General features: G+C 49.2%; 2 protein-coding genes. Both read right to left on the bottom strand.

Annotated elements, in window-relative coordinates; genetic code table 11:
* Positions 1–10,175: non-ribosomal peptide synthetase (locus BP95_RS31685; RefSeq protein ID WP_036667671.1), on the bottom strand; the 10,175-nt coding region annotated here is incomplete at its 3' end.
* 1,760 nt (positions 10,176–11,935) lie between these two features.
* Positions 11,936–15,016, bottom strand: a complete 3,081-nt coding sequence (locus BP95_RS31680) for an adenosylcobalamin-dependent ribonucleoside-diphosphate reductase (RefSeq protein WP_036590697.1) — start codon at positions 15,014–15,016, stop codon at positions 11,936–11,938.
* Positions 15,017–15,207: the final 191 nt, after the last annotated feature.

Genomic DNA, 15,207 nt, shown 5'->3' with positions numbered 1-15,207 from the left:
GCGAGCAGTACCATAAATAATGTAGTTCCCGTGTCTTGCGCCAGCTGTTTGATGCTGGCGGTCAATTCCGCATCGATCGCGAAATCCAATTGGCTGCCCGTGAAGCTTTGGATCGACGGACGGGCAAAATCGGCTGGCAGCTGAAGAACCGGAAGCTCGCCGCCAAGCTGCTGCAGCCAGTACTCTTTTTGTTGAACATACGTATTCGAATGACGGTTTGCCGCCAGCCAGACGGCATAATCCTTATAATGAAGCGATACGGGCTCGAGACGATCGCTCCCATACAGCCTTGTCACCTCTTCTATCAAGATGCTCATGGAAGTTCCGTCGGAAATAATATGATGCATGTCAAACAGGAGCAAATGCTGCGTATCGGTCAGCTTGGTCAACTGAACGCGCAACAGCGGTGCCTGGCTCAGATCGAAAGGACGAATAAACTCCCTAATGAGGTCTTCCGCTCTCCTATCCCCGGCTTCCCGATAAGGCAAATCGAACGCGACCTCAGCGTAAATTCGTTGAACAGGCTCGCCGTCTACCCTTTCAAACCCAGTTCGCAGCACCTCGTGGCGAGCGAGCAGCTCTCTGAAAGCCTGTTCCAATCGGGCAAAGTCCACGCGTCCATGGAATAACAGAGCCGCAGGCATGTTATAGCTTAGTTCCGCGCCTTCAAGCTGCTGCAGCACGAACAGCCTTCTTTGTGCGGATGACAGCGGATAATAATCGCATGGCTCGGCCGGCTGCAATCCCTTAAACAGATCCTTCGATTGCCGCTCGACAAGCGGAGCCAACGCTTCAATGGTTGCAAAGCGGAAAATGTCACGAATCGAGACTTGTACATGCAACGCTTGATGGATGCGCGATGCCAACGTCATCGCCTTTAGCGAGTGGCCTCCCAATTCAAAGAAGTTGCTGCTTACTCCTACTTGAGAAATTTGCAGCACGTCTTCCCAAATTGCGGCTAACTGAGCCTCCGTCCGTGTACGAGGGGCCATGTACGGCGCAACAGCTGCCGTTTCATAGTCAGGTACAGGCAATGCCGATCGATCCAGTTTTCCGTTTTTAGTAAGCGGCAGCTCTTCAAGGCGGATGTAATGCTCAGGTACCATATAAGCAGGCAGCGCCAGGCTCATTTCATGTCTTAATGCGGACAGATCTAACGCACTATCGCTGACATAATAAGCGCAGAGCACTTCATTTCCAGGCTTATCTTTTCGAATGACGACGGACGCTTGCCGAATATCGGCATTCAGCAGCAGACGTGCTTCAATTTCGCCCGGTTCAATCCGGTATCCTCGAATTTTGACCTGCTGATCGATCCGTCCCATATATTCAAGGTTGCCATTAGGCAGCCAGCGTGCCAAGTCCCCCGTCGCATACATCGTTTTGCCTTCGTTGAAGGGATCGGGTTTGAATTTCTCTCGCGTAAGCTTAGGCTGATTCCTGTAGCCTTTGGCTACTCCAGCGCCGCCAAGATGCAATTCCCCAGGAACGCCAACAGGAAGCACCTGTCCGCCGTCACCCAGCACATAGGCTGTCGTTCCGCCAATTGGACGGCCGATTGGGATACTTGTCATGCCGTCCGTTTCGCTAACCGTGAACACGGTTGAAAACGTCGTATTCTCCGTAGGCCCGTATCCGTTCCATATCGTGATGGAAGGGCATGCTTGCTGAACGGCGCGAACATGCTTCGGCAGCAGCACTTCTCCCCCCATGATCAAATGCTGAATTCCAGTAAAAAGTTCGCCATCCGAATCGGCCAAATGATGGAAAAGGGATGTCGTCAAAAACATAACCGTAATGCCGTTGGTTGCGATAAACTGTCCCAAACGGCTAGCGTTCAGCAGTACTTCTTTCTCCACAGGGTATAGTTGACCGCCATGAAGAATAGCGCCGAACATTTCAAAAGTCGCCGCATCGAAGCTGACCGAACCTGTCTGTGCGAAGCGATGTCCGTCATGAAACGGTACATATCCGCCGCCTGTGACCAGGTTGACCACATTGCCGTGTGTGACCAGCACGCCTTTCGGCCTTCCCGTTGTGCCGGAGGTGTACATGATATAAGCGGGATCATCGGCGCCGACCGTACGCGATTGCTCTTCTACCACCGTATCCTCATGTAAAAGCCACTCGGCGTCGAGTCTAGCGACCGTCCCCTCATACGATTCCGGCGGGCGCAAATTGCCGGCAACCAGCAAAAATTCCGCTCCACAATCGTCCAGAATATACAGATGACGGTCCTCTGGAGCTTCAGGGTCCAGCGGCACATAGGCGCCACCCGCCTTCAAAACTCCCATGACAGCTACAATAAACTCAATGGATCGATCAGCTAGAATTCCTACAGCCGCATGAAGCGGCAGTCCTTCGCTAAGAAGCTTGCCGGCCAGAATACCCGACTGATGCTGTAGCGCTTCGTAGGTAAGGTGACGTTCACCGCATACAACCGCCAATCGTTCCGGGTAATTGCGGACGACCTCTGCAAAACGCCCCGTAATCGAGACGTTCGGCATCGGGGAAACAGGTAATCCGCTATAAGTCATAAGCTGTTCAATCTGTTCTTCTTGATTAATCAATCTTGCTTCAGCAAGCAGCGTATCCGGGGCCGTAATCACATCATGCAGCATGACTGTGAAGTAACGGCACCAACGCTCTACCGTTTCGCGAGCAAACAAAGCCGTAGAAAACTCCATAGAGCAGCGATAGCCATCCGGGTGCTCGTTAACCTGCAGCGTAAGATCAAACTTCGTCGTTTTGTCTGCGAACGAATACGTGTCTACATTCAAATCAGGAAGCACAATCGGTAAAGAATCGGTATTTTGCAGCACAAATACGGCATCGAATAACGGATTGCGGCCCATATCCCGCTCTTTGACAATTTGATCGACCAAATCTTCCAGCGGGTAATCCCCATGCTCTAAGGCATCCATCGTCGTTTGTTTGATTTCTTGTATAAAATGCAAAAATTTCTTTTGTCCCGAAGGAAACGTACGCAATGGCAGTGTATTTACAAACATCCCCATCATGGACGACAAATCTGCATGGGGGCGCCCGGCTACCGGGGAGCCAATGATAATCTCGTTTTGGCTGCTCAATCGCGATAAAAACATACTGTACGCCGCCAGCAATACCATGTACACGGTCGCCCCTTCATTCAGCGCCAACCTTTGCACGGACTCCGACAATGCCTTGTCAAGATGAAAATCAACACGTTCTCCGGCAAAACTTCGCAGCATCGGGCGGGAGTAATCGGTCGGGATATGCAGCACAGGCAGCTCGCCACCCAGATGCTGCAGCCAGTAATCCTCATTCTTCTGATAAGCTGTACTATGAGCGTATTGCTGCTGCCATACGGCATAATCTTTGTATTGCAATCGAAGGGGTTCTAGTTGATGTCTGGCATACAGTTTCGCAAATTCTTCTACAAAAATGCTGATGGATACGCCATCGGAGATAATATGGTGCATATCAAGCAGCAAGTAATGCAGATGTTCTCCCGCACTTAAAACCTCGACACGCAGCAAAGGCGCTTGCTCCAGATCGAATGGACGTACAAACTCTGCTATCCTTGCGTCAAGCTGCTGTTCCTCCGCTGCTCGGTAAACGACGGTCGCTTGCACATGCTCGTGCACTTTCTGCATAGGCTGATTGTCGATGAATGTAAAAGAGGTTCGCAAAGCGTCATGACGCAGAATGATTTGTTGCAGGGCCGACTCGAATCGCGTGGGATCCAGACTGCCTTTCATCCGGAGAACGGCCGGCATGTTATAACTGACGTCTACGCCTTCCAACTGCTGCAGCACGTACATCCTTTTTTGGGCCGACGTCAGCGGGTAATAATTCATCGGCGCCGCCGGCTCCAGTGTATCGATTGCTTTGACCGATCTGGAAGCGAGCGCTTCCGTCAATGCTTCAACAGTGGAATATTGAAACAGATCCCGGAGCGTCACATCAGCCTGAAGCTCTTTTTGCATGCGGGAAACGAGTACCGTCGCTTTTAACGAATGGCCGCCTCGTTCAAAGAAATCATCCCTCACTCCGATCGGGCGAACGTCAAGCACCTCTTGCCACAATTCGACCATTTTTTGTTCCGCGTCGGATCTTGGTGCCGAATAACTTCCGCTTTCGGCCAAGTTGCTGCCCTCAGGATGCGGCAGGGCACGGCGATCCAATTTTCCGTTGACAGTCAGAGGCATTTGCAGCATGGGAACAAAATAAGACGGGATCATGTAAGAAGGTAACGCAAAGCCAAGCCGTTGTCTCAGTTCCTTCGCCGTATAGTCCCGATCCGCGACAAAATAGGCGCATAGACTTGCACTTCCCTCCGATCCATTAATTACAGTCACAACTGCCTCGCTTATCCCAGGAAGCGTTAGCAGATGTGCTTCAATATCTCCGAGTTCAATCCGATTCCCGCGGATTTTCACCTGATGATCAATGCGTCCCAAGTACTCCAAAGTTCCATCCGGCAGCCACCGGGCCCAATCGCCAGTACGGTACATGCGCTCTCCAGGTACGAAAGGATCGGAAACAAACTTCGCTGCCGTCAATTCCGGCTGGTTCGCATACCCTCTTGCCAAACCAAGACCGGCAATGCAGAGCTCTCCCGGTACGCCGAATGGAGACAGCCTTCCCTGTGCATTGACAATATAGACACGAGTATTGGGAATAGGGCGTCCGATGGAAACAGCAGTCTCTTCCGATAATTCCACAGCCGTCGTTACGACCGTATTTTCGGTTGGGCCGTATTCGTTCATCAATTGCATCTCAGGATTCATTGCTTTCAAACGGCGAATTAAAGGCATGCCTACGGCCTCGCCTGCTACTACGGCACTGCGCACCGAGCGCCAATCCTCGCGGCTCATGTTCTCCAGCATAGCGGAGTAGAAGCTCGGCGGGCTCTGCAAATGGGTGATTTGATGATGGATGATAGCTTCACGAATGGCTGCAGCATCCTTGCTGTTCTGATCGCTCAGCATAACAACGGCTGCTCCTGAAACAATAGGCGCAAAAAAGTGAGTCACAAACGAATCGAATATAAAAGGATTCAGCATCAACGCCCTGTCGCTTGGGCCAAACTGATAGTGGCGCTTTTTCCACTGTATGGTGTTCGCAAAGCTCCCGTGTTCGATAATAACGCCTTTGGATCTTCCTGTAGTGCCTGAGGTGTAGATGACGTAGGCCGAGTGCTTCGGACTGATCGAGCATCCTTGCTCTTTCACGGGAACTTCTTCTTGCAGCGGATTGTCTTCAAAATATAGAACGGAAACATCCTGACGAAGCTCGGCAATGAGCGGCTTATACTTGTTGAACGTAAGCAGCGCTTGCGGGCGGCTGTCCTCCAGCATAAATCGAATCCGATCCGCGGGAAATTCCGGATCAATCGGGAGGTAGGCTCCTCCTGCTTTCAAGACCCCGATTATACCTGCTGCCATTTCTAACGAACGGTGAGTCATGACGGCGGCGATCGTATCCGTCCCTACACCGCGCCTGCGGAGTTCGGCGCCTAGCTGCTCCGCCCATTCGTTTAGTTGCCGGTAGCTTAGCTCCCCCTCTTCCCCAATAATCGCAGGGAGGTCGGGAGTTAGCATGGCTTGCCGCTCGAACAACGTCAGTACAGATGATGCAGGAGCATACGTTTCTTCTATTCCGGCGAACCGCTCAAGCAAATGTTCTTTATCTTGGGCGGTAACCAAGTCGTAAGCGCCAAGTTTGACGTCCTGGAAATGAACGGCCTGAAGGAGAAGCTCTTGGAAGCAGTCACTCCAGCGTACAATCGTATGTTGAGCAAACAAAGAAGAATCGTATTCCCAACTCAATAAGAAGCAGTCCTCTCGCTCGGTTACAGTGAGCGTCAGGTCGAACTTGGCTGCCGTATAATCCAACGGATACGGAGTCAGATTGACATTTTCCAGTTTCAGCTCTTCATTTTCCCCATGCTGCAGAACGAGCATTGCGTCGAATAGTGGATTGCGGCTTAAATCGCGCTCCTGAACCATTCGCTGAACCAGTTCCTCAAACGGATATTTCTCATGCTCAAACGCAGATAGCGCCGTCTGCTCCACTTCGCGGAGATAGGCAGCAAACGTTTTTTCTCCTTCCGGGTACATGCGGAGCGCCAAGGTGTTTACAAACATCCCTAACATGCCTGACAAACCTGCAAGCTGGCGTCCCGCCACCGGCGTGCCGACAACGATCTCGTCTTGTCCGGCTATACGCGACAGAAATGCGCTGTATGTGGCTAGCAGTACCATGTACACAGTGGTGTTGCTCTTGCGTGCCAGCTCGCGCACAGCCGTTACAAGCTCGCCGTCCAGTTCGGCGTCTACCCGGCCGCCTTTAAAGCTGCGCACAGCAGGCCGCGGATTGTCGGTCGGCAGCCGGAGCACCGGTACCTCCTCGGCAAACTGCGACAGCCAATAGGCTTCCTCCTTAGCGTAATCCTCCGTATGACTATAGGCTTGCTGCCATACAGCATAGTCTTTATATTGCAGCTTTAGCGGCTCCATCATTTCACCGGCATAGGCCGCAGCCAGCTCTTTCGTCAAGATTTGCACAGAAATGCCGTCCGAGATGATATGATGCATGTCAAATAAGAGCAAATGCCGTTGATTCCCGAGATGTACGACTTTGGCCCGCAGAAGTGGTGCCGCGCCCAGATCGAACGGCTGGATGAACGCCCGAATATGCGCGTCTGCTTCCCCGTCCTCCGCTTCCTCTTCCGCGATAAAGAAATCAACTTGCTGCTGCACGCGCTGAATGGGCTCCCCATCTACAATAGCAAATGAAGTACGCAAAGCATCGTGCCGAGCAAAAAGCGAATGGAACGCAGCTTCCAATCGTTCTTTATCCAGCGTCCCTTCCATAAGAAAGGCGGCCGGCATATTGTAGCTTAGTCCTGTGACATCCAATTGCTGTAGCATAAATAACCGCTTCTGTGCGGACGATAGCGGGTAATAGAGCTGTTCAGGAGCAGATTCAAGCGACTCGTAATTACGTTTCGCCGCCGAGCCGACCACCTCGGTTAAGTCTTTTAGCACTGACGCCTGAAAGATGTCCCTCAATCCGAGTTCGATCTTGAACTCCTCATGAATGCGTGTCAACAGCGTCATCGCTTTCAGCGAATGGCCTCCAAGTTCAAAGAAATTATCTAGGAGTCCGATCTGCTCGTGATCCAGCACTTCTTGCCAAAGCTTTGCCATCCGTTGCTCAACATCCGTTACCGGGAGCAGATATGGTTTGGAGGAAATCCTTTCATCCAGCGCAGGCAAGGCTCTTCGGTCCACCTTACCGTTTGTCGTCAAAGGAAGCTGATCCAGCTTCATAAAAGCGACAGGAATCATATAATCCGGCAGCATCGAGGCCAAGAATCCTCGCAGCTCATCTGTCTCAAGCTCCCTCTCGCCCGTGTAATAAGCGCAAAGCACCTGCTGACTCTGGCGATCTGGCATAACGGCGACAACCGCCTCACGGATGGACGCGATTTGTATCATGCATGATTCAATCTCGCCTGGCTCAACCCGATAGCCCCGTATACTAAGTTGGTCATCGAGACGCCCAAGAAATTGCAAATTCCCATCCGGAAGCCAGTAAGCGCGATCCCCGGTGCGATACATGCGTCCATCCGTCACGAACGGATCTTGAGCGAATCGCTCTGCCGTCAATTCCGGCCTGTTCAGATAACCCCGAGCTACCCCAGCTCCTCCGATGCACAACTCCCCCGGCACACCAACGGGTTGCAATGTCCCGCCCTGACCAAGCACATACAGGTTGGCGTGCGGGAGCGGTCTGCCAATCGGCACGCTTCCTTCTTGAGGCAGTATACTGCCGTTCATTTCCTCATAATAGGAAGCATCAATGCAAGCCTCCGTCACCCCATAGCTGTTGAGAATACGCATGATAGAGCCGAAACGATCGTATACCCTCTGATAATCTTTCACCGCAAAGCGGTCTGAGCCCATAATTAACAAACGTAAGTGTCCCGTACTTAAACCATTCTCGTAGATATAATCCATGAGCGGTACAAGCAATGCCGGCGTCGATTCCAGCAGTGTAATGCCTTGTTCGACGATGATCCCATGGAGACGAGGCATGCTGAGACGAGTTTCGTTCGAACATATAACGAGCTGTCCTCCGCTCAGCCATGCTCTGGCCAAATCGCCGGCAAATACATCAAAAGAAAAGCTGGCCATTTGCAGCAGTCGTACTTCCATATCTCCAAGCTTGTATTCATGATGCCATGACCATGCGGTTGAAACCCAACTGCGATGCTCGATCATAACCCCCTTGGGCCTTCCCGTTGTTCCGGAGGTGTAGATAACATACGCAAGTCGCTCAGGTGAACAACCGTGAAGTAAATTGGTCGGATCGTCGTCATAGCTTGACGCAAGCCTCAAATCTACGACTCGGCAGCCATCAGGCACGGTCATCATGTAATCGTCGGCAGTAAGCAGTACTTTAGCTTCGCTATCCGTTACCATATAAGCTAGGCGATCGGCAGGCAATGAGTTGTCCAACGGAACGAAAGCGCCGCCTGCCTTTAATACGGCAAGAACGGCAGTTACGATAAGCGGAGAACGTTCCCCCAGAATGGCCACAGGCTCCCCACTGCCTATGCCCAGGCTTCGAAGCGTCCGAGCGAGCCTGTTCGCTTGCTCATTTAATTGTCCATAGGTCAGCGACAATCCGCCCGGTTCCGCAACAGCGATTTGATCCGGCGTATTTGCTGCATGGGTCTCAAACAATTCGTGCATAGAACGGTCAAGTCGTTGCTCGGTCCGTTGTCCCAAGCTGTAAGTGTGGAGTATATTCTTCTGTTCTTCAGGAGGCAGAATGTGCAATCGCCCTACCGACTGCAAGGGGTTCGACATCGCTTCCCGAATTACATGCAGCAATCTTTGGAACAAACAATCGATGTCTTGTCGCGCAAACAAATCAGTCAAATAATCGATTTGAATGGCCATTTCTCCGGTTCCTACATGTTCGCGGATGTGCACCGTCAATTCGTTATCCTGGTGCCCATTTCCTAGAGGCAGCGTCTCGTATTGGAAAGGCGCATCGTCAGGCAGCGTGCCCCACTCCATCGGGTGATAATTGAAGAAAACGGGCAGCAATGCCTCCGTAAAACCGAAACGGTTGCGAAGGTCCGGGACAATCCGGTTAAACGGGTACTTTTGATGCCGAATCAGTTCGCTCTGCTTGTTCTTTACTTGTTCAAGAAATTCTTCGAACGACCAGGAAGCGTCAATGCGCATACGAAAAGGCGTCGTGCTGACGAGCATCGCAACCATCGACTTCTGTTCTCGGGATGTCCGGTTGGCGTACATCGTTCCAAGCACAACTTCGTCTTCTCCGCAAATCCGCGACATATACAAACAAAGTGCAGATACGAACAAGTTAAATGGAGAAACACGCTGTGATTCGCAGAACGTACGGATGTCGTTGCATTCAGATATCGGAATTTCATAATGGGCATAATTTGCCAAGCTGCCCGCCGTCTGCACAGCGTTTTCGGCAGTGCCAAGCCGTGTGATGGAAGGTAGCGTACGGAACTCATCCTCCCAAAATGCCTTATCTTTCTGAAACCGGGTCGATTGAAGATACTCCTCCTCGTTACCGAGCAGATTCGTGCAAGCAGGCGCCACTTCTTGAGGAAGCTCTCTATTGCTAAGCAAGGCATGATAGCCCTTAACGAATTCATTCCCTAACAAGTTGAGCGAATAGCCATCGGCAATAATATGATGAATGCTCAAGAACAGTCTGGCTTCCGATTCACCAGTCCGAAACAGCATAAATTTAAATAAAGGGGAGTCAAAGAGTGGAAACGGTTGACATGACAGAAACTCGACTTCTTCTTTCCATGCCTCTGGTTCACTATCGCATAAATTCACAATATCGAGGTCAATCGGTGTAAAAGGAACAATATAACTTAGTGGCTCCTCACCTTCTCTCTGCTGCAATCGCATACGCAGAGCGTCGTGACGGAGAGCGAGGCTTTGCAGCACTTCCACGATCTTATCCTCTTGTATCGTGCCCTTGATAGTAAGCAAACTGTTAAGCGTGGCAACTGTCGTGTGTGGATTCAAAAGCTCCATGTACCAAATTCGACGCTGCGCTTCCGTAAGCTCGTAATAAACGTTTTCATTTTGTTGCAGTTGCGGATTGGCTTTGCTTATTGACATAAATACCCTTCTCTCTCTTTGGAATCCTTGGAATGCCGGTATTGCACATGCTTTCCGTTGCGGGTAAATGTAACAAAGTAGCTTTCAACTTCCTGCAAATTCACCTTATTCTTGCTAATGAATTGAATAATTCCATATCTGTCTGTTTTAATGAGAATTGTTGTACGATTCTGGTTGTTTTGAGGTTTTATAAATACAGAGGAGTATCCTTATTTGGATCAAAATTGTAGGCATTGCTAATATTTTGCACTTTTCGACAGCGGATCTGGTGAATACATTCTCCTTTCCTACCTTTCTCTTTATTTTAACAATAGAGTGACCTTAAGCCCTTCGGGGTAACGGCTTCTCAGCTCTTTCGCGTAAGGACTAAAATTCCTCCATTATTGGGTGTTTTTGGTTTTATCACCAATAAACTTCGCCAAGTTGGGGTGAAGTTCCTTTTTTATGACTGAAAATCCTTGCGTATCAAGGGCTCAGATTAATGCAAAATACTCAAATAAAAAGAGCCGCAAGAAAGTTGACCTTTCTTACAGCTCAAAAAAATAAAGCAAACCCAACCCTACGCAGAGTCAGATAAGGATATATTTTGAGTGAAAAGAATAAGGTAACTTTCTTGCCAATAAAGAATAAAACAGAACAAATAGAACTGGTTTTATTCTTTAAACGTTAGCAAGAAATTCTACATTACCCTCTTCAACTCCTATCGTAAGTGTTAGCGCAATAGTAACATACCAAATTTTTCTTTGCAATATTCAAATTGTTAATTAATAACTTTTTCTGACATACATACCGCTCGGTATTCGGCGGTTCCTAAATATTTCATTCGATTTTTTAATAAGTAAGAATTCGTATTTCCAGTATATTATTTTGAAATTGAAGCACTGCCAGGTAATTTTTTTTGTATTTTTAAATGCACTGCAAGATTAGTCAACTGCTCATATGAATAACAATTTTTTAACCAATCCACTCTCTTCACTTCAAACTTTGCCAGCAACACATTGATCGTCATATAATTGGCTCTAGCCAATATCTAATTAATAACTGAAAACACTCTCATCAGGATACCATTTAGGTCAGTTTTGTTATTTCCGGCTCCGCCCGTGCAGCCCAAAGTAGAACCCAATAGAGCTCTTGCCAGATAGTTACATCTGTGATATAATATGATATTGTAATATCAATTTAACCCCTTTTACGTTCCTCGCTAGAAGAATAACCCTTCGTGACCACGAAGTTTTAAATTCTTATTTTGAATAACCCAAACGAAGTATGAGTTTATGTAAAGACGAAATTCTGATTCACACTGGCGCGGTCATCGGAGCCGCAAGGACAAAAGAGAGGTAGGGCTTTTGTTGTTTTAGAAGTGTCATTATTCTGTTAACCTATATAAAATGATCTGAAGTTTAAGGTAATCTCCCGTTCATTTTATGCAACTAGAAAACAACCAGGGACCGGCTGCAGCCATACTACAGGCTGTCAGGGGTTAAATAGTTGGCGTCATGCTGCGCCAGACCAAAACACAAACCCCCGGGGCGCTGCCACAGCAGCTTCACGGGGGTTTTCCATTTGCCCTATACTTTGTAACCATTAATCGGCGATTTGATCTGCGCGCCTCTCTTCATTATCCAAGCAGCGCCACCGAATTGTTATCCATGCCGCCACGGTGACAAGGTAGCCGATGTATTGCCCCGACTATTACAATGAACGTTACATACAAATGATTCACAGCACTCATTTCTCTCAAATCTTCGAACATAAGCTCTTTATGAACAACGGCTGTATCCACAGTTCGCACACGTCTTGCAGCCTTCCATATTGATAAGAGAAGCTGAACCGCAGGAAGGACATAAGTCTCTCGACATCCCGCTCATCATCGGTGGAGATGTATCTTTCTGAGCAGATGATGAATCTTCAATCGCAGCTGCGATTGGTTCCTGTTCGATCGATTCCTGTCGTGAAGAATTAACCTGTTGATGATTGCCACTGGCAGTCTGATTGTTGTTTTTTGACTGATGGCCATTTTCACTCGATTGTTGGTTATTGTTATGCGACTGACCGCTGTCATTTTGATGGTTCTGCTGACCGTTTCTCCCTTTACTATTTCGCTGAAGCTCTTGATCACATGCCTGCTCCTGCATATGTGTCTCCAGCGCTTTTGCGACTGCATCTGCAATCGACTCCACCCGATTAGCACCGAAGCCAACGGAGCCTGAACCACCGATTCCCTTCAAATGCTTGATTAACAGCTCTACTTTGTTCCCATGGTCGCCATAGCGCAGGAACAGGGAACATACGCGGCCTAGCGCTTCCGCCATCGCAAATACATCGGATCCAGCCTTGCCGACGTTTAAGAAGATTTCTGCAGGAATGTCATTCAAATCATTAATCGTAATGTACGCCATCCCGAACGGCGTATTAATCTTATACGTTGCCCCGCGCAATACTTGTGGACGGCGCTTGTACACATTATTTGAGCTTGCTGATTCAGACTCTCCCCCCTTGGTTGCAGTTACCTCAGCAGAAGGAGAAGCATTGCCATGTGTAGATTCCTGAGTAGATTCCTGACCGTCATTACTTTCCTGCGCTCGTACTCCATCCTTCTGTTCATGATCTGAAGAGACACTCAAAGATGATACACCAGACGAGCCAGTATCCTGCCGATGAAGCTGCTGCTCATTTCCATTCCCATTGTTCTTCGTCTTCTGCTGATCTTCAGAAACAGAGGAAGACTCGCAATGCAGAACCCCTCCCTGTGTTGATTGCGGCTTCTCCTGACCGTCCGTATTAAAATGATTCTGCACGGATTGCTGCTTCTCCTGATTGTCCGCACGGAAATCATCCTGTTCAGGCTGCTTTTGCTGCGAGTTCGAATGGGAATCAGCTTGCCCCAATCCTGAATGGTTGCTCTCTTCCTGCTTCGACTCTTTCTCCGTCGACAGCACTTGCACGTCTCGACTTCCATCTCGGTAAATGGTTACACCTTTACATCCGAGGTCGAACGCCAGTTCATACAATTCCTTCGTCTGCTCGACAGTAAAGTCATTCGGACAGTTCGCCGTTTTGGAAATCGAGCTGTCCACCCAGCGCTGAATCGCTGCTTGCGCACGAATATGATCCTCTGCTGACAGATCCATCGCTGTTACAAAGTAATCTGGCAGCTGGTCGTTCGGATGCGCATCCTTCCATTGCTGCGCAATCGGCACGAACTGCTCGTCATAGCCGAGACGGCTCTGGCGGTAATATTTGAAGGCGAAGTACGGCTCGATCCCGGTGGAAGTGCCAACCATGGTACCCGTGCTGCCCGTCGGCGCTTGTGTAATGACCGTTACATTACGCATCCCCTTCGCTTGAATTGCTTCTTCGACCTCAGGATATACACCGCACATTTGCTTCATGAAGCCGCTTGACAAGTAAGGCTCTGCTTGAAAGGCAGGGAAAGCCCCTTTCTCCGCAGCAATATCCGCAGAAGCCAAGTAGGCCTCGCGAGCAATAAAGCCGAACAGTCGGTCAAGGAATTCGAGCGAGTAAGGACTTCCATATCGGATTCCAAGCTTGATCATCAATTCTGCCAATCCCATCGAGCCAAGCCCGACACGCCGCTCCTTCTGTTGATTGTTTTTATTCTCCTCAAAATGATACGGAGTCTTATCTATGACGTTATCGAGGAAGCGCACCGCATAACGCGTTACCTTCGATAGCTCCTCCCAAGCAACATCCCGCTTCTCAGCATCATAAAACTTGGACAGGTTGAGCGCAGATAAATTGCAGACACCCCACGCCGGCAGTCCCTGTTCTCCACAAGGATTCGTACAGATAATCGGGTTGAAATACCAGCTGTTCGACATCTGATTATAATGCTCCATGAAGACAACACCCGGTTCCGCCGACTTCCACGCCGACTCTATAATCGTATGCCAAATGTCGCGGGCCTTAACTGTCTGATAAGGAATGACGGGCTTGCCTGCCTTCTTCCACTTTTCCAAATCTCCATCCCACTGCTCATCATAGTCCGGATCACTCGTATCTGGGAATACAAGCTCCCAGTCCAAGTCCTCCTTCACGGCTTTCATAAATCCATTGCTAACACAGACAGATAAGTTCGCATTCGTCACTTGACCTGCAGTCTGCTTCACCGTAATAAAATCCAAAATGTCCGGATGCCAATCATACATCATTAACATTAAGGCACCACGCCGGCTGCCGCCCTGCTCGATAAGTCCTGTCGTATAGCTGAATAAGCCTCCCCATGAAACCGCTCCACTGGATGAGCCATTAACACCACGCACAATAGCCCGTCTTGGACGAAGCGAGGATAGATTGATGCCAACGCCGCCACCCCGAGCCATAATCTCTGTCATTTCCGAGAGCGTCTGCATAATCCCGCCTCGACTATCCTTCGGAGACGGAATGACATAGCAATTGAACAAGGTTAGCTCCTCACTTGCTCCTGCTCCTGCTGCGATTCGTCCACCCGGGACAAGCTTCCAATCATCGAGAATATATCTGAATTTGTCCGTCCATTCTGCTTGCTTCTCCGTAGTCTCAACGGAGGCAATTGCAGATGCCAATCGATCCCACATTTCCTCCGGTGTTTTCTCCACGGTCAGGGTAACATGCTCAATAGATGTCTGGATGGTCGCCCCGCTTCGGAGTGCAACAGATAAGTTCCGGCCATTACGTGCAGTAACCTCTCCAACCTCCTTCGTCGGAAATTTCGGATCATCTTTCGTTAATACAAGTACAACGTCCCCCACTCGGGTATTATTCGTATCTGCATCCTTTTTTGCATATCGATCTAGAAATATCTTCTCACTTAATCCTTCCAAGCGTTTCTTCTGTGGCATATTCAAAGAGAACGACCTCCTGGCTTCTTCAATTCATCAAATCATTACCGACAACCACGTGCGTTAGACCTGCTTACATGGTATGTACTAAACACTATATCTAGTGTCCAAAAAGCATTTTACATCAACATATACAAAAACACTGTGATAAATCCCTCATTTCAAACTCTTTCCATCGTATCGTATGAACA

Origin of the sequence: Paenibacillus sp. UNC217MF (assembly GCF_000686865.1) — a bacterium.
Taxonomy (GTDB): Bacteria; Bacillota; Bacilli; order Paenibacillales; family Paenibacillaceae; genus Paenibacillus_B; species Paenibacillus_B suaedae.
Note: the sequence above shows the minus strand (reverse complement) of the source record. Positions and strands in the feature narration are given on the sequence as shown.